This window comes from Pyxidicoccus sp. M15, assembly GCF_056858435.1.
In genome coordinates, this window is sequence record NZ_CM166495.1 from 6,748,238 (window position 1) to 6,772,660 (window position 24,423).

General features: G+C 70.0%; 1 protein-coding gene (running past one end of the window). It reads right to left on the minus strand.

The window, feature by feature from the left end; all coding sequences use genetic code 11:
* A protein-coding gene (locus tag ACX9TP_RS25150; RefSeq protein ID WP_482973151.1) for a non-ribosomal peptide synthase/polyketide synthase crosses the window boundary here: on the minus strand, positions 1-24,423 show its 3' portion. The gene runs 14,565 nt beyond the window's last position; only the last 24,423 of its 38,988 coding nucleotides appear in the window; its start codon lies off the right edge, out of view; the stop codon is at positions 1-3.

Sequence of the window (24,423 nt, forward strand, 5' to 3'; positions counted from 1 at the left end):
TCACTCCTGGAGCTTCTTCGCGAGCGCCTCCACCGTCGGGGCACGAAGCACGGAGTGGTGGTCGCCAGGAAGCTCGCACACCTCCACGCCGCCGGCCGCGAGCCGGGCCCAGCCGCCATCCGGGCCGGTGGGCACCTGCGTCTCGCTCGCACGCACCAGCGTGACGCGGCCTCCGTACGCGCCGGGCTCGTAGCGCCAGAGCGCGCGGAGATTGCTCGCGAAGACGCGGTAGAGCGTGCGGAGCTGCTCGACGCCCACGCCCCGGGCGAGGACTCCGGCGTTCCTCCCTGCCTCCAGCAACCCGTGCAGCAGCGCGTCGCCCGTTGGCAGGGCCTGCTCATCCAGCTCGGGAGCCGGCAGACCGGCGAGCCGGGCAGTGAACTCCACGAACCGGGCCGCGAGCCATGACTCCCCTGCCCCTTCCGGCGGGCGCTGGTCGAAGGCGTAGGAGTCGATGAGCACGAGCTGCTCCACCCGCTCGCCCCGCTGCTCCAGCTGGCGCGCCATCTCGAAGGCCACCATGCCGCCCAGGGACCAGCCACCCAGCCGGTACGGGCCGGCGGGCTGGACTTCGCGGAGGGCCTCCACGTAGCGCGCCGCCAGGGCCTCCACCGTTTCCAGCGGGGCCTGTGCGTCCTCGAGGCCGGGCGCCTGGAAGGCGTGGAACGGCTGGTCCGGGCCCAGCGCACGAGCCAGCTCCAGGTAGGGCAGGACATTGCCGCTGACGGGGTGGACGCAGAAGAACGGCCGGCGCGAGCCTCCGGTGGTGAGTGGCACCCACGGTGACAGCTGTCCCGGCGCCTCGCGCAGCCGCGCGGCCAGCTCCTCGAGCGTGCCCGACTGGAAGAGGGACACCACCGGCAGGCTCCGGCCCAGGCGCTCGCGGATGAGGGACATCATCCGCATCGCCAGGAGGGAGTGGCCCCCCAGCTCGAAGAAGTCCGAGTGGATGCCGATGGGCGACACCCCCAGCAGCTCCTCCCAGATGCGCGCGAGGCGCAGCTCCAGGTCGTCGCGCGGGGGCACGTAGGCACGGGCCGGCTCCGTCGGGGCGTCCGGCGACGGAAGCGCCTTGCGGTCCACCTTGCCGTTGGGTGTGAGCGGCAGCGCGTCCAGCGGCACGAAGGCGGAGGGCACCATGAAGTCAGGCACCCGCTCCTTCAGGAAGCGCCGCAGCTCCGCCGTGTCCCGAGTCGCCCCCTCCCGGGCCACGAGCCAGGCCACCAGTCGCTTGCCCTCGGCGCCGCTCTCGCGGGCCAGCACGACGGCTTCGCGCACGTCGGGATGCTGGCGCAGCGCCGCCTCGATTTCGCCCAGCTCGATGCGGAAGCCACGCACCTTCACCTGCTGGTCGATGCGGCCGAAGTACTGCAACACCCCCTCCGCGAGCCACCGCACCCGGTCTCCCGTGCGGTACAGGCGCGCGCCCGGCGTCGTGCTGAACGGGTCCGGCACGAAGCGCTCCGCCGTCAGCTCCGGCCGGTCGACGTAACCCCGGGCCAGGCCGGCGCCTGCGAGGTACAGCTCGCCCGCGACGCCCGTGGGGACGGGCTGGCCGAATACATCCAGCACGTACGCCCGCGTCCCAGCCAACGGCCTGCCCAGCGTCGGCTCCCGCGCCGCGCCCCGGGGAGCCAGCGTCCAGGTGGAGTACGTCGTGTCCTCGGTGGGGCCATAGAGGTTGAGCACGCGCTCCACGCCGGGAGCGGCCTCGTGGATGGCCTGCACCAGCGAGTTGGCCAGTGGCTCGCCCGCGAGGTTCACCGTGCGCACCGAGCCGGGGACGGCGTGGGCGCGCACCAGCTCCGCCATGGCCGAGGGGACGATGTTGATGAGGGTGACACGACCGGCCGCCGGCAGCGAGGGCAGCTCGAGCGCATTCCTCGCCACCACCACCGCGCCACCGCGGGTGAGCGGCGCGAAGAGCTCGAAGACGGAGAGGTCGAAGTTGAGCGAGGTGGAGGCCAGCACGCCGGCGAGCGTGTCCGCGGGGAAGACGCGCGCCGTCCACCGCAGGAAGGCCACCGCGCTCCGGTGCTCCAGCGCGACGCCCTTGGGCCTGCCGGTGCTGCCCGACGTGAACAGCACGTAGGCGAGGTGGTCCGGCGTGACGCCGGAGACCGATACCTCCGCGGGCCCGGCCGCCAGGGTGTTCGCGTCGTCGAGCGCCACCCATGCCGCCTCCGCCGGTGGCAGGGAGTCCAGCAGGTGGCGCTGCCCCACGAGCACGCGGGGCTTCGCGTCCTCCAGCATGAACGCGAGCCGCTGGCGCGGGTACGCCGGATCCAACGGGACGTACGCGCCGCCCGCCTTGAGGATGCCGAGCACCGCGACCACCAGCTCCGCCGTGCGCTCGACGCACAGGCCGACGCGCACCTCGGGCCCCACGCCCAGGCCGCGCAGGTGGTGTGCGAGCCGGTTGGCCCGCGTGTCGAGCTCCCGGTACGTCAGCGACACGTCCCCCGCGAGCACCGCCAGTGCGTCCGGGGTGGCGGACACCTGCCGCTCGAAGAGGGTGTGGATACATGCGTCCGCGGGACCCGTCGAGCCGGTGTCGTTCCACTCCACCAGCAGGCGGCGCTGCTCCGCGTCGCGCAGCATGGGTACGGTGAAGACGGGCGCCTCGGGCCGGGCCAGAGCGCCTTCGAGCAGCGTCTTCAGGTGGCCAAGCAGCCGCTCCACCGTCTCGGGCTCGAACAGCGCGGTGCTGTACTCCAGCCCGCCGGTGAGCCCATCTTCCCCATCCACGAGGCCCAGGGTGAGGTCGAACCGTGCCACCCGGTGCTCCACCTCGACAGGATGGAGCAGCAGGTCCGGGAGGCCCTGCCCAGCCGCCTTGGGCGTGCTGTCGAGGGTGAGCATCACCTGGAAGAGCGGCGAGTGACTCAGGCTGCGCTCGGGGCGCAGCTCCTCCACGAGCTTCTCGAAGGGCACGTCCTGGTGCGCGTAGGCACCGAGCGTCACCTCGCGCACCCGAGCCAGCAGCTCGCGGAAGGAGGGGTTGCCGTCCAGGCGGGTCCGCAGCACGAGCGTGTTGACGAAGAAGCCGATGAGGCCCTCCGTCTCCGCTCGCGTCCGGCCCGCGATGGGCGAGCCGACGCACACGTCGTCCTGCCCCGAGTAGCGCGCGAGCACCGCCTGGAATGCGGCCAGCATCACCATGAACGGCGTCACGCCCTCACGCCTGCCGAGCGCCTTCACGGCGTCCGTCAGCTCGCGGCCGAGGGAGAACGGCGCAATGGCGCCTTCCAGTGATTGCACCGCGGGCCGAGGCAGGTCCGTGGGCAGCTCCAGCAAGCGAGGAGCGCCGTCGAGCTGCTGCCTCCAGTAGCCGAGCTGTGCGTCCAGCACGTCGCCACGCAGCCACTCGCGCTGCCATACCGCGTAGTCCGCGTACTGGAGCGGCAGCTCTGGCAGCGGCGAAGGACGCCCCTGGGAGAAGGCCGCATACAGCTCCGCGACCTCGTGGACCAGCAGCCCCATGGACCAGCCGTCGGAGATGATGTGGTGCATCACCAGCACCAGCACGTGCTCCTGCTCGGAGAGCTTCAGGAGCGTGGTCCGCAGCAACGGCCCCTGCGCCAGGTCGAACGGGCGCTGAGACTCCACCAGCGCCCACTGACGTGCCTCAGCGTCGCGCGAGGCCTCGGCAAGGGAGGTGAGGTCCACGCCGTGGAGTCGGGTGTGGCCGAGCGGGTGGATGACCTGGACCGGCGAGCCGTTCACCACCTGGAACGTCGTGCGCAGCGACTCGTGGCGGTCCACGAGCGCGTCGAAGGCGCGCTCCAGGGCGTGCGTGTCGAGCCCCCCGGACAGTCGCACCACGGAGGGCACATTGTAGACGGTGCTGCCCGGCTCCAGCTGCTCCAGGAACCACAGGCGCTGCTGCGCGAACGACAGCGGGAGTACGCCGTCGCGAGGAGCGCGCTTCAAGGGGGGAGCTTGTGTCCCGGCCGTGCGGGCGCGAGCGGCCTCCACGCGTTGAGCCAGTCGGGCCACCGTGGGCGACTCGAACAGCTCGCGCAGCGGCAGCTCCACCTGGAACGCATCGCGGATGCGCGACACGAGCTGGGTGGCGAGCAGCGAGTGCCCGCCCAGCTCGAAGAAGTCATCGAGGACGCCGGGGCGGTCATGGCGCAGGACTTCCGACCACAACCTGGCCAGGGTCTGCTCCACCGGCGTGCGCGGCGCGACGTAGTCGTGACGGTGGGAAGCCGACACCGAGTCCGGTGCGGGCAGGGCCTTGCGGTCCACCTTGCCGTTGGGCGTCAGCGGCAGCGCGTCCAGCACCACGTACGCCGACGGCACCATGTACTCCGGCAGTCGATGCTTCACGTGCATGCGCAGCGTGGCCGCGTCGAGGGCCGCCCCCTCCTTCGCCGTCACGTACGCCACCAGTCGCTTGCCCTCGGTGCCGTCCTCTCTCGCGATGACGACGACTTCGTTGACTCCCGAGTGCTGCGCCAGTGCCGTCTCCACCTCTCCCAGCTCGATGCGGAAGCCGCGCACCTTCACCTGCGTGTCTCGCCGGCCCAGGAACTCCAGCGTCCCGTCTCCTCGCCAGCGCACCACGTCGCCCGTCCGGTACAGCCGGGCCCCCTGCCCGAAGGGACTGGGCACGAAGCGCTCCGCCGTCAGCTCCGGCCGGCCCACGTACCCCACCGCAAGGCCCTCTCCTCCCACGTACAGCTCGCCTGGCACTCCCACCGGCACCGGCTGCATCGCTCCGTCCAGCACGTACGTCGACGTGTTGGTGATGGGACGGCCGATGGGCACCGAGGCGCCCAGCTCTTCCGCGCCCTCCATGCGGTGGCACGCGGAGAACGTCGTGTTCTCCGTCGGGCCGTACCCGTTGATGAGGATGTTTCCAGACGCCAGTCGCTCCCTCACCCGTCCGACGGGCAGCACGTCACCACCCGCAAGCACCTGCTTCACAGCGGCCAGCGCCTCCGGCTGCCTCGCCTGCATCTGCTCGAAGAGTGCCGCCGTCAGCCACAGTGACGTGATGCCCGCTTCGCCCAGCGTGCGGCCCAGCTCCTCCAGCGATGGCGCTCCCGCCGGGTACACCACCAGCTTCGCCCCGTGCAGCAGCGCTCCCCACACCTCCAGCGTCGACGCGTCGAAGGAGATGGGCGCCAGCTGCAGCCACACCTCTTCCGGCCCGAAGCGTGCGTAGTCCGTCCCCAGCACCAGCCGCGACACTGCCCGGTGCGGCACCCCCACGCCCTTCGGGCGGCCCGTGCTTCCCGACGTGAACATCACGTAGGCGAGATTGCCGCCACCCACCCGGACCGGTGGCGTGCTCTCGGGTTGACTCGAGAAGGCCGATAGCCCGGAGTCCACGAGCACCACCGGCTCGCCGTCCTCGGCCACAGCCAGTTTCTCCTGAGACACGAGCACCGTGACGCCGGCCTCGCGCTTCATCCACTGCAGCCGCTCCCGTGGGTAGCTTGCGTCCAGCGGCACGTACACGCCGCCGGCTTTCAGGATGCCCAGCACGCTCACCACCAACTCCAGCGAGCGCTCCACGCACAGGCCCACCCTCACCTCGGGGCCCACTCCCATCCCCTTCAGGTGGTGCGCCAGTTGGTTGGCCCGCCGGTTCAGCTCCTCGTACGTGAGCCGCTGGCCCGCATGCTCCACGGCCACGGCCCGCGGCGTCCGCTGCACCTGCGCTTCGAACAACTCCGCCAGCGACGCCTCGCGCGGGTACTCCACGGCCTTCCCACTCCACTCCTCCACCAGTCGCCGCTGCTCCTGCTCGCCCATCAGCGGCAGGGCCTCCAGGCGTTGCTCCGGATGGGAGACGGCCGACTCCAGCAGCACGCGCAGGTGCCCCAGCAGCCGATCGATGGTGGCGGGCTCGAACAAATCGCTGTTGAACTCCAGGCCGCCGGAGAGGCCCTCCTCCGACTCACCCATGCCGAGCGTCAGGTCGAACTTCGACGTCTTGCCCGACGACTCGGCGGCCTCCAGCGTCAGCCCCGGCAAGCTCACCGCCGAGCCCGGCGCATTCTGCAGCACGAACATCACCTGGAAGAGCGGACCGCGGCTCATGTCCCGCTCGGGCTGCAGCTCCTCCACCAATCGCTCGAAGGGCACTTCCTGGTGCGCGTACGCGCCCAGCGTCGTTTCCCGTACCTGCCCCAGCAGCTCGCGGAAGGTGGCGTTGCCGTCCAGCCGGGTCCGCAGCACCAGCGTGTTGACGAAGAAGCCGATGAGCCCCTCCGTCTCCGCCCGAGTCCGGTTGGCGATGGCCGTGCCCACGCTCACGTCATTCTGCCCGGAGTAGCGGGACAGCACCGTCTGGAAGGCCGCCAGCAGCACCATGAAGGGTGTGGCCCCTTCCTTCTGGGCCAGGGCCTTCACCGACTCCCACAACGCCTTCGACCACTGGAAGGTGCGCGTGTCGCCCCGGAAGCTCTGCACCGCCGGACGCGGCTTGTCCGTCGGCAGCTCCAGCGCTCGCGGAGCCCCGGTGAGCTGCTTCTTCCAGTACGCGAGCTGTGCGTCCAGCACCTCGCCCTTGAGCCACTCGCGCTGCCACACCGCGTAGTCCGCGTACTGCACCGCCAACTCCGGCAGGGTCGGCTGTCGGCCCTGTGCATACGCCTCGTAGAGCGCCACCACCTCGCGCACGAGGATGCCCATCGACCAGCCGTCCGACACGATGTGGTGCATCACCAGCACCAGCACGTGCTCCTGCTCCGACACCTTCAGCAGCGTCGTCCTCAGCAGCGGGCCCTGCTCCAGGTTGAACGGGCGTTGGGCTTCCTGTCCGGCCAGGCGCTTCGCCTCGGTGGCACGGGCAACCTCGGGCAGGGAGCCCAGGTCCACCACCTCCAGCCGAGCCTGCATCCCGTGCTCGATGACCTGCACGGGGAGCCCGTTCTCGGTTCGGAACACCGTGCGCAGCGACTCGTGACGGCGGACCAGCGCTTCGAAGCTCCGCTCCAGGGCTCGGAAGTCGAGCGTCCCGGTCAGCTTCACCGCCACGGGGACATTGTAGAAGGAGCTGCCCGGCTCCAATTGATCCAGGAACCACAGGCGCTGCTGCGCGAACGACAGCGGCAGGGCGCGATCGCGAGATACGCGGGCCAGAGGCGGCGCCTTCAACCTTGCACTCGTGCCCGCCCCGTCCAGCTTCAACGCGAGCTTCTCCACCGTGGAGGCTTCGAAGACGTCGCGCAGGGGCAGCTCGACCTGGAACGCCTCGCGCACCCTGGAGACGAGTTGCGTCGCCAGCAGCGAGTGTCCGCCCAGCTCGAAGAAGTCCTCGTGCAGGCCGACCCGCTCGACGTTCAACACCTCCGCGAAGATGGCCGCCAGCTTCTGCTCGGCCTCCGTGCGCGGCGCTTCGAACGACTCCGGCTTCGGAGCGTGGGCGTCCGGTGCGGGCAGGGCCTTGCGGTCCACCTTGCCGTTGGGCGTCAGCGGCAGCGTATCCAGCACCACGTACGCCGACGGCACCATGTACTCCGGCAGCCGCTGCTTCACGTGCGTGCGCAGGACGCCGGGCTCCAGCTCCGCCCCCACCTTCGCCGTCACGTACGCCACCAGTCGCTTGCCCTCCGCGCCGTCCTCCCTCGCGATGACGACGACCTCGTTGACGCCCGAGTGCTGCGCCAGCGCTGTCTCCACCTCTCCCAGCTCGATGCGGAAGCCGCGCACCTTCACCTGCGTGTCTCGCCGGCCCAGGAACTCCAGCGTCCCGTCCCCTCGCCAGCGCACCACGTCGCCCGTCCGGTACAGCCGGGCCCCCTGCCCGAAGGGACTGGGCACGAAGCGCTCCGCCGTCAGCTCCGGCCGCCCCACGTACCCCACCGCAAGGCCCTCTCCTCCCACGTACAGCTCGCCCGGCACTCCCACCGGCACCGGCTGCATCGCTCCGTCCAGCACGTACGTCGACGTATTTGTAATGGGGCGGCCAATCGGCACCGAGGCGCCCAGCTCTTCCGCGCCCTCCATCCGGTGGCACGCGGAGAACGTCGTGTTCTCCGTCGGTCCATACCCGTTGATGAGGATGTTTCCGGACGTCAGTCGCTCTCGGACTCGGCCCACCGGGAGCACGTCGCCGCCGGCCAGCAACTGCTTCACGCCAGCCAGCGCCTCCGGCTGTCTCGCCTGCATCTGCTCGAAGAGCGCCGCCGTCAGCCACAGCGACGTGATGCCCGCTTCTCCCAGCGTGCGGCCCAGTTCCTCCAACGACGGCGCTCCCGCCGGGTACACCACCAGCTTCGCGCCGTGCAGCAGCGCTCCCCACACCTCCAGCGTCGACGCGTCGAAAGAGATGGGCGCCAACTGCAGCCACACCTCTTCAGGCCCGAAGCGTGCGAAGTCCGTCCCCAGCACCAGTCGCGACACCGCCCGGTGCGGCACTCCCACTCCCTTCGGACGGCCCGTGCTTCCCGACGTGAACATCACGTACGCCAGGTTCTCTCCTCCCACCGGGGACGACAGGGCGCTCTCCGGCTGGCGTGCGATGGCGTCCCAGTCCGAATCGACGCACACCAGCAGCTCGCCGCCTTCGGCAATCTCATCCGCCAGCTTCTCCTGCGCGACGAGGACCGCGACGCCCGCCTCTCGCTTCATCCAGGACAGACGCTCCAGCGGGTAGCTCGCGTCCAGCGGCACGTACACGCCACCGGCCTTCAGGATGCCCAGCACGCTCACCACCAGCTCCAGCGAACGCTCCACGCACAGGCCCACCCTCACCTCGGGGCCCAGTCCCATCCCCTTCAGGTGGTGCGCCAGCTGATTGGCCCGGCGGTCCAGCTCCTCGTACGTCAGTCGCTGGCCCGCATACTCCACGGCCACGGCACGCGGCGTCCTCCGCACCTGCGCTTCGAACAGCTCCGCGAGCGACACCTCTCGCGGGTACTCCACGGCGCGACCGCTCCACTGCGTAACCAGTCGCCGCTCCTCTTCGCCCATCAGCGGCAGCGCATCCAGTCGCTGCTCCGGATGGGTGACTGCCGCATCCAGCAGCACGCGCAGATGGCTCAGCAACCGCTCCATCGTCGCCGCGTCGAAGAGGTCGCTGTTGTAGTTCACCGCCGCTGCCACTCCCTGCGGCACCTCCTGCACCACCAGCGACAGGTCGAACTTCGATGTCCTGTCTTCCGACTCCACTCCCGACAGCGTCAGCCCCTGCTTCAGCTTCACTTCCGTCGTCGGCGTGTTCTGCAGCGTCAGCGTCACCTGGAACAGCGGACTGCGGCTCAGGTCTCTCTCCGGCTGCAGCTCCTCCACCAGCTTCTCGAACGGCACCTCCTGGTGCGCATACGCCCCCAGCGTCGTCTCCCGCACCTGCCTCAGCAGCTGCCGGAAGCTCTGCCCTCCCTCCACCTTCGCCCTCAGCACCAGCATGTTGGCGAAGAAGCCAATCAGCCCTTCCGTTTCCCCCTGCGTGCGCCCCGCGATGGGCGCTCCCACGCTCACGTCCTCCTGACCCGCGTAGCGCGACAGCACCGTCTGGAACGCCGCCAGCAGCACCATGAACGGCGTTGCCCCCTCGCGTTGTGCCAGGGTCTTCGCGCCGTCCCACAACCGCTTCGACCACTGGACCTCGACGTGTCCTCCGCGGAAGGTCTGCACCGCCGGGCGAGGCCGGTCCGTCGGCAGCTCCAGGGCTCGGCTGGCCCCTTCGAGCTGTCGCCTCCAGTACCCGAGCTGCTCCTCCAGCACCTCGCCCTTGAGCCACTCGCGCTGCCACACCGCGTAGTCCGCGTACTGCACCGCCAGCTCCGGCAGCGGGGACGAGCGGCCTTCCGAGAACGCCTCGTAGAGCGCCGCAATCTCGCGCACGAGGACATTCATCGACCAGCCATCCGAGACGATGTGGTGCGTCACCAGCACCAGCACGTGCTCCTGCTCCGACAGCTTCAGCAGCGTCATCCGCAGCAGCGGCCCGTGCTCCAGGTCGAAGGGCCGTTGCGCCTCCTCCTCCACGAGCCGCATGGCCTCCGCTTCGCGAACGCCTTCCGCCACCGCGCGCAGGTCCCGCACGTCGAAGCCAAGCAACGACTCCGAGGAGATGACCTGGACGGGCTTCCCGTCCTTGCTACCGAAGGTCGTACGCAGCGCTTCATGCCGGAGGACCAGCTCTTCGAAGCTTCGCTGGAGGACCCCCACGTCCAGCGCGCCCTCCGCACGCACCACGGCCGGCACGTTGTAGAAGGCGCTGCCCGGCTCCAGACGGTCCAGGAACCACAGCCGCTGCTGCGCGAACGACAGTGGCAGTACCGCCTGCCGTTCCGTACGCGGCTTCAGCGGAGGAGCCGCCAGCGCATGACCCGCACGTGCCGCGTGCTCGGTCCGGCCGGCGAGTGACGCCACCGTGGGTGCCTCGAAGAGCTCACGCAACGGAAGCTCGACACCAAACGTGCTCCGTATCCGCGAAACGACCTGCGTCGCCAGCAGGGAGTGACCGCCCAGCTCGAAGAAATTGTCCTTCGTGCCGACGCGCTCGACTCCCAGCACCTGGGCAAAGAGCCCTGCGAGCAGTTCCTCCGTGGGCGTGCGCGGCGCCTCGTATTCCGTGCTGGCGGTGCGGGTCGAGTCCGTCGGTTCGGGCAGGGCCTTGCGGTCCACCTTGCCGTTGGGCGTCAGCGGCAGCGCGTCCAGCACCACGTACGCCGACGGCACCATGTACTCCGGCAGCCGCTGCTTCACGTGCGTGCGCAGCGTGGCCGCGTCGAGGGCCGCTCCCTCCTTCGCCGTCACGTACGCCACCAGTCGCTTGCCCTCGGTGCCGTCCTCCCTCGCAATGACGACAACTTCGTTGACGCCCGAGTGCTGCGCCAGTGCCGTTTCCACCTCTCCCAGCTCGATGCGGAAGCCCCGCACCTTCACCTGCGTGTCGCGCCGGCCCAGGAACTCCAGCGTCCCGTCCCCTCTCCAGCGCACCACGTCGCCCGTGCGGTACAGCCGGGCCCCCTGCCCGAAGGGACTGGGCACGAAGCGCTCCGCCGTCAGCTCCGGCCGGCCCACGTACCCCACCGCAAGACCCTCTCCTCCCACGTACAGCTCGCCTGGCACTCCCACCGGCACCGGCTGCATCGCCCCGTCCAGCACGTATGCCGACGTGTTGGTGATGGGACGGCCGATGGGCACCGAAGCACCCAGCTCTTCCGCGACCTCCATCCGGTGGCACGTGGAGAACGTCGTGTTCTCTGTCGGGCCGTAGCCGTTGATGAGGACCCCACCGGCAGCCAGTCGCTCCTTCACCCGTCCGACGGGCAGCACGTCACCACCGGCCAGCAACTGCTTCACTCCGGCCAGGGCTTCCGGCTGCCTTGCCTGCATCTGCTCGAAGAGCGCCGCCGTCAGCCACAGTGACGTGATGCCCGCTTCGCCCAGCGTGCGGCCCAGCTCCTCCAGCGAAGGCGCTCCCGCCGGGTACACCACCAGCTTCGCCCCGTGCAGCAGCGCTCCCCACACCTCCAGCGTCGATGCGTCGAAGGAGATGGGTGCCAGCTGCAGCCACACCTCTTCCGGCCCGAAGCGTGCGTAGTCCGTCCCCAGCACCAGTCGCGACACCGCCCGGTGCGGCACTCCCACTCCCTTCGGACGGCCCGTGCTTCCCGACGTGAACATCACGTACGCCAGGTTCTCTCCTCCCACTCGTGCCAGCAGGTTGCTCTCCGGCTGGCGCGCGATGGCGGCCCCATCCGTGTCCACGCACACAACCCGCTCGACGTCCTTCAGATGCAAGGAAGGAAGCAGCTTCTGCTGGGTCACCAGCAGCGCTACGTCGGACTCCTGCTTCATCCACGCCAGGCGTTCCGACGGGTAGCTCGCGTCCAGGGGCACGTACACGCCACCGGCCTTCAGGATGCCCAGCACGCTCACCACCAGCTCCAGCGAGCGCTCCACGCACAGGCCCACTCTCACCTCGGGGCCCACTCCCATTCCCCTCAGATGGTGCGCCAGCTGATTGGCCCCGCGGTTGAGCTCCGCGTACGTCATTCGCTGGCCCGCATACTCCACGGCCACGGCACGCGGCGTCCTCCGCACCTGTGCCTCGAACAGCTCCGCCAGCGACGCCTCTCGCGGGTACTCCCCAGCTCTCCCGCTCCAGTCCTGCACCAGTCGCCGCCGCTCCACTCCGAGCATCAGCGGCAGCGATTCCAACCGCTGCTCCGGGCGGGACACCGCCGACTCCAACAGCACGCGCAGGTGCCCCATCAGCCGCTCGATGGTGGCCGGCTCGAACAGGTCGATGTTGAACTCCAGCGCGCCCGCGACTCCGCCGTCGCCCGACTCGGCCATGCCGAGCGTCAGGTCGAACTTCGACGTCTTGCCCGACGACTCGGTCCCCTCCAGCGTCAGTCCCGGCAAGCTCACCGCCGAGCCCGGCGCGTTCTGCAGCACGAACATCACCTGGAAGAGCGCGCCCCGGCTCATGTCCCGCTCGGGCTGCAACTCCTCCACCAGTCGCTCGAAGGGCACCTCCTGGTGCGCGTACGCGCCCAGCGTCGTCTCCCGTACCTGCCTCAGCAGCTCGCGGAAGGTGGCGTTGCCGTCCAGCCGAGCCCGCAGCACCAGCGTGTTGACGAAGAAGCCAATCAGCCCTTCCGTTTCCGCGCGCGTGCGGTTCGCGATGGCCGTGCCCACGCTCACGTCGTCCTGCCCGGAGTACCTCCCCAACACCGTCTGGAAAGCCGCCAGCAGCACCATGAAGGGCGTGGCCCCTTCCTTCTGGGCCAGGGCCTTCACCGACTCCCACAGCGCCTTCGACCACTGGAAGGTGCGCGTGTCGCCACGGAAGCTCTGCACCGCCGGACGCGGCTTGTCCGTCGGCAGCTCCAGCGCGGCCGGTGCACCTTCGAGCTGCTTCCTCCAGTACCCGAGTTGCGCGTCCAGCACCTCGCCCTTGAGCCACTCGCGCTGCCACACCGCGTAGTCCGCGTATTGCACCGCCAACTCCGGCAGGGTCGGCTGTCGGCCCTGTGCATACGCCTCGTACAGCGCCACCATCTCGCGCACGAGGATGCCCATCGACCAGCCGTCCGACACGATGTGGTGCATCACCAGCACCAGCACGTGCTCCTGCTCCGACACCTTCACCAGTGTCGTCCTCAACAGCGGGCCCTGCTCCAGGTTGAAGGGACGCTCGATTTCCTCTTCCACCCAGCGCTGGGCCGCGGTGCTCCGCTCCGCTTCCGGCAGCAGGCTCAGGTCCTCCCGCACGATGGCGGGTGCCGGCTCCGTCGAGATGACCTGCACGGGAGTGCCCGCTTCGGTGCGGAACGTGGTTCGCAGTGACTCATGACGGCGGACCAGCTCGCGGAAGCTCTTTTCCAGGGCATCGACATCCAGATGCCCCGTCAGCTTCACCACCGACGGCACGTTGTAGAAGGCGCTGCCCGGCTCCAGTTGGTCCAGGAACCAGAGCCGCTGCTGCGCAAACGACAGCGGAAGTGCTCCGTCGCGCGGCGCACGCTTCAAGGGGGGCGCCCGGAGGCCCTTCGAGTCCCCGCGGGCCCCTGCATCTATCCGCCCGGCCAGCGTCTCCACCGTGGAGGCTTCGAAGACATCGCGCAGGGGCAGCTCGACCTGGAAGGCTTCCAGCACGCGCGAGACCAGCTGCGTGGCGAGCAGCGAGTGCCCGCCCAGCTCGAAGAAGTCCCCGTGCAGGCCGACCTGCTCGACGTTCAGCACCTCCGCGAAGATGGCCGCCAGCTTCTGCTCCGTCTCCGTGCGCGGCGCCTCGAACGTCTCCGGCTTCGGAGCCTGGGCGTCCGGTGTCGGCAGGGCCTTTCGGTCCACCTTGCCGTTGGGCGTCAGTGGCAGCGCGTCCAGCACCACGTACGCCGACGGCACCATGTACTCCGGCAGCCGCTGCTTCACGTGCGTGCGCAGCGTGGCCGCGTCGAGGGCCGCACCCTCCTTCGCCGTCACGTACGCCACCAGCCGCTTGCCCTCGGTGCCGTCCTCCCTCGCGATGACGACGACTTCGTTGACGCCCGAGTGCTGCGCCAGTGCCGTCTCCACCTCTCCCAGCTCGATGCGGAAGCCCCGCACCTTCACCTGCGTGTCTCGCCGGCCCAGGAACTCCAGCGTCCCGTCCCCTCTCCAGCGCACCACGTCGCCCGTCCGGTACAGCCGGGCTCCCTGCCCGAAGGGACTGGGCACGAAGCGCTCCGCCGTCAGCTCCGGCCGGCCCACGTACCCCACCGCAAGGCCTTCTCCTCCCACGTACAGCTCGCCTGGCACTCCCACCGGCACCGGCTGCATCGCCCCGTCCAGCACGTACGTCGACGTGTTGGTGATGGGACGGCCGATGGGCACCGAGGCGCCCAGCTCTTCCGCGCCCTCCATCCGGTGGCACGCGGAGAACGTCGTGTTCTCCGTCGGGCCGTACCCGTTGATGAGGATGTTTCCTGAGGCCAGCCGATCTCGGACGCGCCCCACCGGGAGCACATCGCCTCCGGCCAGGAGTTGCTTCACTCCGGCCAGGGCTTCCGGCTGCCTCGCCTGCATCTGCTCGAAGAGCGCCGCCGTCAGCCACAGCGACGTGATGCCCGCTTCGCCCAGCGTGCGGCCCAGCTCCTCCAACGACGGCGCTCCCGCCGGGTACACCACCAGCTTCGCGCCGTGCAGCAGCGCTCCCCACACCTCCAGCGTCGACGCGTCGAAGGAGATGGGCGCCAGCTGCAACCACACCTCTTCCGGCCCGAAGTGCGCGTACTCCGTCCCCAGCACCAGTCGCGACACCGCCCGGTGCGGCACTCCCACGCCCTTCGGACGGCCCGTGCTTCCTGACGTGAACATCACGTACGCCAGGTTCTCGCCGCTGACCCTGGTGGCAGGCGAGGTCTCCGGCTGGCGCGAGATGGTCGCCCACTCCGTATCCACGCAGACCAGCAGCTCGCTGCCTTCGGCGACGTCCTCCGCCAGCTTCTCCTGAGCCACCAGCAGCGCGACTCCGGCTTCACGCTTCATCCAGCCAAGGCGGTCCAGCGGGTAGCTGGCATCCAGCGGCACGTACACGCCGCCGGCCTTGAGGATGCCCAGCACGCTCACCACCAGCTCCAGCGAGCGCTCCACGCACAGGCCCACCCTCACCTCGGGGCCTACTCCCATCCCCCTCAGGTGGTGCGCGAGCTGATTGGCCCGGCGGTTCAGCTCCTCGTACGTCAGTCGCTGGCCCGCATACTCCACGGCCACGGCCCGCGGCGTCCTCCGCACCTGTGCCTCGAACAGATCCGCCAGCGACGCCTCTCGCGGATAATCGACAGCCTTGCCGCTCCACTCGCCTACGAGCTGCTTTCGCTCCGCCTCGCCCATCAGCGGCAGATCCATCAGTCGCTGCTCGGGCCTTGCCACCGCTGACTCCAGCAGCGCCTGCATGTGCCCCAGCAACCGCTCCATCGTCGCCGCGTCGAAGAGGTCGCTGTTGTAGTTCACCGCCGCCACCACTCCGTGCGGCACGTCCTCCACCAGGAGCGACAGGTCGAACTTCGACGTCTTCCACTCCGACTCCACTCCCGACAGCGTCAGCCCCTGCTTCAGCTTCACTTCCGTCGTCGGCGTGTTCTGCAGCGTCAGCGTCACCTGGAACAGCGGACTGCGGCTCAGGTCTCTCTCTGGCTGCAGCTCCTCCACCAGCTTCTCGAACGGCACCTCCTGGTGCGCATACGCCCCCAGCGTCGTCTCCCGCACCTGCCTCAGCAGCTGCCGGAAGCTCTGCCCTCCCTCCACCTTCGCCCTCAGCACCAGCATGTTGGCGAAGAAGCCAATCAGCCCTTCCGTTTCCCCCTGCGTGCGCCCCGCGATGGGCGCTCCCACGCTCACGTCCTCCTGCCCCGCGTAGCGCGACAGCACCGTCTGGAACGCCGCCAGCAACACCATGAACGGCGTCGCTCCCTCGCGCCGGCCGAGCGACTCCACGTCGCGCCACAGCGCCTTCGGCCACAGCGTCTGCCGGACCTCGCCACGGAAGGTCTGCACCACCGGACGCGGCTTGTCCGTCGGCAGCTCCAGCGTGGCCGGTGCCCCTTCGAGCTGCTGCCTCCAGTACCCGAGCTGCGCCTCCAGCACCTCGCCCTTCAGCCACTCGCGCTGCCACACCGCGTAGTCCGGATACTGCACGGGCAGCTCCGGCAGGCTGGACGGACGCCCCTGGGAGAAGGCCTCGTACAGCGCGGCCACCTCGCGCACGAGGATGCCCATGGACCAGCCGTCCGAGACGATGTGGTGCGTCATCAGCACCAGCACGTGCTCCTGCTCCGACAGCTTCAGCAGCGTCGTCTTCAGCAGCGGCCCCCGCGCCAGGTCGAACGGCCGGACGGCCTCCGCCTCCGCGCGGCGGCGTGCTTCCTGCTCACGCTCCTCCTCCGGATGCCCGCCCAGGTCCACCCTGTTCAGCGCCACGCGTCCCGCCGGCGAGATGACCTGCACGGGCAGGCCGCCCTCGGAGCGGAACGTGGTGCGCAGCGACTCGTGCCGACGCACCAGCTCCTCGAAGCTCTGCTCCAGCGCGGCGACGTCCAGCGGCCCGCTCAGCTTCACCACCGCCGGCACGTTGTAGAACGCGCTTCCTGGCGCGAGCTGCTCCAGGAACCACAGGCGCTGCTGCGCGTAGGACAGCGGCAGGACGTCCTGGTGCTCCGGCCTCCGCCGCAGGGGCGGCGCCACGAAGCCCACCCCCGCCCGTACCGCACGCTCCACGCGGTCCGCCAGCGTCCCCACCGTGGGCGCCTCGAAGAGCTCTCGCAGCGGCAGGTCGATGCCGAAGGCACCGCGAATCCGCGAGATGGCCTGGGTGGCCAGCAGCGAGTGTCCGCCCAGCTCGAAGAAGCTTCCGTGGACGCCCACCTGCGCGAGTCCGAGCACCTCGGCGAAGAGGCCCGCCAGCACCTTCTCCGTTTCCGTCCGGGGCGCGGTGAAGGACTCGGGCGCCGCCGCGACGAAGTCCGGTGCCGGCAGCGCCGCCCGGTCCACCTTGCCGTTGGGCGTCAGCGGCAGCGCGTCCAGCACCACGAACGCCTGCGGCACCATGTAGTCGGGCAGCGTCCCGCCCAGGAAGTCACGCAGCGACTCGGCCACCAACACCTGGCCCGCCACGGGCACGGCGTAGGCAACGAGCCGCTTGCCCGCCGACTGCCCGTCACGCGCCAGGACGACGGCCTCGCGCACCGCGGGGTGCCGCTCCAAGGCGGCTTCCACCTCGCCGAGCTCCACGCGGTAGCCGCGAATCTTGAGCTGATGGTCCACGCGGCCGAGGAACTCGATCCGCCCATCCGCGAGCAGGCGGGCCCTGTCTCCGGTGCGGTACATCCGCGCTCCCGACGCGCCCGAGTACGGGTCCGGGATGAAGCGCTCCGCCGTCAGGTCCGGACGGCCCAGGTAGCCACGGCCCACGACGAGGCCACCGATGCACAGCTCGCCGGGAACGCCCACCGGCACGGGGACGAGCCGCGCATCCAGCACGTAGGTGCGCGCGTTGGGAATGGGCCGGCCGAGCGGCACGGACACGGACACGCGCCCCTCCGCCCCACGTGGCACCTTCAGCGTGAGCACGCCCACCGTCGTCTCGGTGGGGCCGTAGTGGTTGAACACCTCCAGCCCCGGGGCCAGCGCGTGGACGCGGTCGATGAGCGACCAGTCCGACACGTCCCCGCCCAGCACCAGCCGCTGGCGAGGGAGCACCCGCTCCGGGTTCCCCGAGGCCAGGAGCGCCTGGAGGTGCGGGGGGACGATCTTCAGGCAGTCCACCGCCTCACGCTCGAAGAGCGCGGCCAGCGCCGCGGGGTCCGAGGCCTGCTCGCGCGACACCAGGTGCAGCGCGCCGCCGTGGCAGAGCGCGGGGAACACCGCGGTGTTGCCGAGGTCCGCCGCCAGCGTGGACACGGAGGCGAAGCTCGCGGCGTCCGGCAGCTCCAGCCTGCGCGAGACACCCTCCACGTAGTTGACGAGCTGCCGGTGTTCGATGGCCACGCCCTTCGGCCTGCCGGTGGAGCCGGAGGTGAAGATGACGTAGGCGAGGTTCTCCGGTGCCGCCACGGGCACCGGGTCCGCATCTCTCCTCGCGGCCAGCATGGCGGCGTCCGCGTCGAGCCGGATGACCGCTCCGGCGCTCCATCCGAGGCGCTCCGCCAGCGCCGACTGCGTGACGAGTGCTCGCGCTCCCGCGTCCGCGAGGACGCCTCGCAGGCGCTCGAGGGGGAAGGCCGGGTCCAGGGGCACGTAGGCGCCCCCCGCCTTGAGGATGCCCCACAGGCCCACCAGGGCACTCGCGGAGCGGTCCAGGTACAGGCCCACCGGCACGTCGGGGCCCACGCCCAGCTCGCGCAGGTGGTGCGCCAGGTGGTTCGCGCGCTGGTTCAGCTCCCGGTACGTCAGGCGCGAGTCCTCGGCGACGACGGCCTCGGCGTCCGGAGTCCTTGCCGCCTGGGCCTCGAAGAGCGCCTGCACGGTGACGGGCGGCAAGGGGGCGCGGGTGTCGTTCCACTCCACGAGGAGCTGCCGCCGCTCCACGCTGACCATCAGCGGCAGGTCCGCCAGCCGCGTATCCGGAGCGCGGACGGCCGCCTCCAGCAGCACGCGCAGGTGCCCCACCAGCCGGTCCACCGTGTCTTGATGGAAGAGGTCGCGGTTGTACGCGACGGCGACGGAGAGCCCCTGCGGCTGCTCGGTCAGCTCCAGCGTCAGGTCGAACTTCGACGTTCGGGCGTCCGTGTCCATGCCCGCCAGCGTCAGCCCCGACAGCCGCAGCTCCGTCGTCGGAGTGTTCTGGAGGATGAACATCACCTGGAACAGCGGGCTCCGGTTCAGGTGCCGCTCGGGCTTGAGCTCCTCCACCAGCTTCTCGAACGGCACGTCCTGGTGGGCATAGGCCCCGAGCGTCACCTCGCGCGCCTGCGCCACGAGCTGCCGGAAGGTGGGGTTGCCGCCGAGCCTCGCGCGCAGCACGAGCGTATTGATGAAGAAGCCGATGAGGCCCTCCGTCTCCGCCCGGGTGCGGTTGGCGATGGGCGAGCCCACGCACACGTCGTCCTGTCCCGAGTAGCGCGACAGGACCGTCTGGAAGGCGGCGAGGAACACCATGAAGGGCGTTGCGCCTTCACCGTGCGCCAGCGCCTTCGCGGACTCCCACAGCTCGCGTGGCCACTGGAAGCCGCGGCCCTCGCCGGCGAACGTCTGCACCGCGGGGCGGGGCTTGTCCGTGGGCAGCTCCAGCACGGCGGGGGCGCCCTGGAGCTGGTGCTTCCAGTACGCGAGCTGGGCGTCCAGCACCTCGTCCTTCAACCACTCGCGCTGCCACACCGCGTAGTCCGCGTACTGGAGCGGCAGCTCTGGCAGCGGCGACGGCAGGCCCTTCGAGCATGCCTCGTACAGCGCTCCCGCCTCGCGCACGAGGACGTCCATCGACCAGCCGTCGGACACGATGTGGTGCATCACCAGCACCAGCACGTGCTCCTGCTCCGACAGCTTCAGCAGCGTCGTCCGCAGCAACGGCCCGCGCTCCAGGTTGAACGGGCGCTGGGCCTCCTGGGCGAAGATGCGCGCCGCTTCCGCTGCCCGTTCGGCCGCGGGTGCACCGGTGAGGTCCTCGGTCCCCAGGCGCACGTGTGCCTCGGGGGAGATGACCTGCACGGGCGCGCCGCCGTGTTGCTGGAAGGTCGTGCGCAACGACTCGTGACGGCGCACCAGTTCCTCGAAGGCGCGCTCCAGGGCGTCGACGTGCAGCGTCCCGGTCAGCTTCACCGCCGTGGGGATGTTGTAGGAGCTGCCCCCGGGCTCGAGCTGATCCAGGAACCACAGCCGCTGCTGCGCGAACGACAGCGGCAGGGGGCCGGTGCGCGGAATGCGCTTCAGTGGCGGCGACTGGAGGCCGGCACCGGTGGACAACCCGGTGCCCAGACGCGCGGCCAGCTTCTCCACCGTGGAGGCTTCGAAGACGTCGCGCAGGGGCAGCTCGACCTGGAAGGTCTCGCGCACCCTAGAGACGAGCTGCGTGGCGAGCAGTGAGTGCCCTCCCAGCTCGAAGAAGTCCCCGTGCAGGCCGACCTGATCGAGGTTGAGCACCTCCGCGAAGATGGCCGCCAGCTTCTGTTCGGTCTCCGTGCGCGGAGCTTCGAACGTTTCCTGCTTCGGGGCGTCTGGCGTGGGCAGGGCCTTGCGGTCCACCTTGCCGTTGGGCGTCAGCGGCAGCGCGTCCAGCACCACGTACGCCGACGGCACCATGTACTCCGGCAGCCGCTGCTTCACGTGCGTGCGCAGCGTGGCCGCGTCGAGGGCCGCACCCTCCTTCGCCGTCACGTACGCCACCAGCCGCTTGCCCTCGGTGCCGTCCTCCCTCGCGATGACGACGACTTCATTGACGCCCGAGTGCTGCGCCAGCGCTGTCTCCACCTCCCCCAGCTCGATGCGGAAGCCGCGCACCTTCACCTGCGTGTCTCGCCGCCCCAGGAACTCCAGCGTCCCGTCCCCTCTCCAGCGCACCACGTCGCCCGTCCGGTACAGCCGGGCCCCCTGCCCGAAGGGACTGGGCACGAAGCGCTCCGCCGTCAGCTCCGGCCGCCCCACGTACCCCACCGCAAGGCCCTCTCCTCCCACGTACAGCTCGCCCGGCACTCCCACCGGCACTGGCTGCATCGCCACGTCCAGCACGTACGTCGACGTGTTGGTAATGGGGCGGCCGATGGGCACCGAGGCGCCCAGCTCTTCCGCGCCCTCCATCCGGTGGCACGCGGAGAACGTCGTGTTCTCCGTCGGGCCGTACCCGTTGATGAGGATGTTTCCTGAGGCCAGCCGCTCTCGGACGCGGCCCACCGGGAGCACATCGCCTCCGGCCAAGAGTTGCTTCACTCCGGCCAGGGCTCCCGGCTGCCTCGCCTGCATCTGCTCGAAGAGTGCCGCCGTCAGCCACAGCGACGTGATGCCCGCTTCGCCCAGCGTGCGGCCCAGTTCCTCCAGTGAAGGCGCTCCCGCCGGGTACACCACCAGCTTCGCCCCGTGCAGCAGCGCTCCCCACACCTCCAGCGTCGATGCGTCGAAGGAGATGGGCGCCAGCTGCAGCCACACCTCTTCCGGCCCGAAGCGTGCGAAGTCCGTTCCCAGCACCAGTCGCGACACCGCCCGGTGCGGCACGCCTACGCCCTTCGGACGGCCCGTGCTTCCCGACGTGAACATCACGTACGCGAGGTTTTCTCCTCCCACTCGCGCCGGCAGGTTGCTCTCCGGCTGGCGAGCAATGACGGACCACTCCGTATCCACGCAGACCAGCAGCTCGCTGCCTTCGGCAATCTCATCCGCCAGCTTCTCCTGCGCGACGAGGACGGCGACGCCCGCCTCTCGCTTCATCCAGGACAGGCGCTCCAGCGGGTAGCTCGCGTCCAGCGGCACGTACACGCCACCGGCCTTCAGGATGCCCAACACGCTCACCATCAGCTCCAGCGAGCGCTCCACGCACAGCCCCACCCGTACCTCGGGTCCCACGCCCAAGGCCCTCAGATGATGCGCCAGCTGATTGGCTCGCCGGTCGAGCTCCGTGTACGTGAGCCGCTGGTCCCCGTACTCCACCGCCACCGCGTCTGGCGTCCTCTGCACCTGCGCTTCGAACAACTCCGCCAGCGACGCCTCGCGCGGGTACTCCGCCGGCATCCCGCTCCACCTGCCCACCAGCTGACGGCGCTCTGCCTCGTCCATCAGCGGCAGGTCCATCAGCCGCTGCTCTGGCCTTGAAACCGCCGACTCCAGCAGCACCCGCAGGTGACGCAGCAGGCGCTCCATCGTCGCCGCGTCGAAGAGGTCGCTGTTGTAGTTCACCCCCGCCGCGATTCCCTGCACCACCTCCTGCACCACCAGCGACAGGTCGAACTTCGACGTCTTGTCTTCCGACTCCACTCCCGACAGCGTCAGCCCCTGCTTCAGCTTCACTTCCGTCGTCGGCGTGTTCTGCAGCGTCAGCGTCACCTGGAACAGTGGACTGCGGCTCAGGTCTCTCTCCGGCTGGAGTTCCTCCACCAGCTTCTCGAACGGCACCTCCTGGTGCGCGTATGCGCCCAGCGTCGTCTCCCTCACCTGTCCCAGCAGTTGCTGGAAGCTTTCGTGGGGTGACAGCTTCGAGCGCAGCACGAGCATGTTGGCGAAGAAGCCAATCAGCCCTTCCGTCTCCCCCTGCGTGCGCCCCGCGATGGGCGCTCCCACGCTCACGTCCTCCTGTCCCGCGTAGCGCGACAGCACCGTCTGGAACGCCGCCAGCAACACCATGAACGGCGTCGCTCCCTCGCGCTGGGCCAGGGTCTTCGCGCCATCCCACAGGTGCTTCGGCCACTGGACCTCGACGTGTCCCCCGCGGAAGGTCTGCACCGCAGGACGCGGACGGTCCGTGGGCAGCTCCAGGGCCCGGCTGGCCCCTTCGAGCTGCTGCCTCCAGTACCTGAGCTTCGCCTCCAGCACCTCGCCCTTGAGCCACTCGCGCTGCCACACCGCGTAGTCCGCGTACTGCACCGCCAGCTCCGGCAGCGGGGACGAGCGGCCCTCCGAGAACGCTTCGTAGAGCGCCGCAATCTCGTGCACGAGGACGTTCATCGACCAGCCGTCCGAGACGATGTGGTGCATCACCAGCACCAACACGTGCTCCTGCTCCGACAGCTTCAGCAACGTCATCCGCAGCAGCGGTCCGTGCTCCAGGTCGAACGGCCTGTGCGACTCGTGCTCCACGAGCCGCAGGGCTTCCGCCTCGCGGTCTTCCGCGGACACCGCGCCCAGGTCCTTCACCTCGAAGTCGAGCAACGGCTCCGAGGCGATGAGCTGAACGGGCCTTCCATCCCGGGCGCCGAACGTCGTGCGCAGGGATTCGTGCCGGCGGACGAGCTCCTCGAAGCTCCGCTGGAGCACGCTCACGTCCAGCGCGCCCTCCGCACGCACCACGGTCGGCACGTTGTAGAAGGCACTGCCCGGCTCCAATCGGTCCAGGAACCAGAGCCGCTGCTGCGCGAACGACAGCGGAAGCGCCGCATTCCGATCCACGCGCGGGCTCAGGGGAGGAACCGCCAGCGCGGAGCCTGCGCGTACCGCCCGCTCCGTCCGCTCGGCAAGTGCCGCCACCGTGGGCGCCTCGAAGAGCGCACGCAGCGGAAGCTCGATGCCGAAGGCACCGCGGATCCGCGAGATGACCTGCGTGGCCAGCAGGGAGTGCCCGCCCAGCTCGAAGAAGTTGTCCTTCGTCCCGACGCGCTCGACTCCCAGCACCTGGGCAAAGAGCCCCGTGAGCAGCTCCTCAGCGGGAGTGCGTGGCGCCTCGTATTCGGCAGCAGCCGGGCTGAATGCAGCCTTCGGATCAGGAAGGGCCTTGCGGTCCACCTTGCCATTGGGCGTCAGCGGCAGCGCGTCCAGCACCACGTACGCCGACGGCACCATGTACTCCGGCAGCCGCTGCTTCACGTGCGTGCGCAGCGTGGCCGCGTCGAGGGCCGCACCCTCCTTCGCCGTCACGTACGCCACCAGCCGCTTGCCCTCGGTGCCGTCCTCCCTCGCGATGACGACGACTTCGTTGACGCCCGAGTGCTGCGCCAGCGCCGTCTCCACCTCTCCCAGCTCGATGCGGAAGCCGCGCACCTTCACCTGCGTGTCTCGCCGGCCCAGGAACTCCAGCGTCCCGTCCCCTCTCCAGCGCACCACGTCGCCCGTCCGGTACAGCCGGGCCCCCTGCCCGAAGGGACTGGGCACGAAGCGCTCCGCCGTCAGCTCCGGCCGCCCCACGTACCCCACCGCAAGGCCCTCTCCTCCCACGTACAGCTCGCCCGGCACTCCCACCGGCACTGGCTGCATCGCCACGTCCAGCACGTACGTCGACGTGTTGGTGATAGGGCGGCCGATGGGCACCGAGGCGCCCAGCTCCTCCGCCCCCTCCATCCAGTGGCACGTGGAGAACGTCGTGTTCTCTGTCGGGCCGTAGCCGTTGATGAGGACCCCACCGGCAGCCAGTCGTTCCTTCACCCGTCCGACGGGCAGCACGTCACCACCCGCCAGCACCTGCTTCACTCCGGCCAGGGCTTCCGGCTGCCTCGCCTGCATCTGCTCGAAGAGTGCCGCCGTCAGCCACAGTGACGTGATGCCGGACTCTCCAAGTGCGCGACCGAGTTCCTCCAGCGACGGCGCTCCCGCCGGGTACACCACCAGCTTCGCCCCGTGCAGCAGCGCTCCCCAGAGTTCCAGCGTCGATGCGTCGAAGGAGATGGGCGCCAGCTGCAGCCACACCTCTTCCGGCCCGAAGCGTGCGTAGTCCGTCCCCAGTACCAGCCGTGACACCGCTCGATGCGGCACGCCCACGCCCTTCGGGCGGCCCGTACTTCCGGACGTGAACATCACGTACGCGAGGTTCTCTCCTCCCACTCTCGCCGGCAGGTTGCTCTCCGGCTGGCGCGCGATGGCGGCCCCATCCGTGTCCACGCATACCGTCGGCTC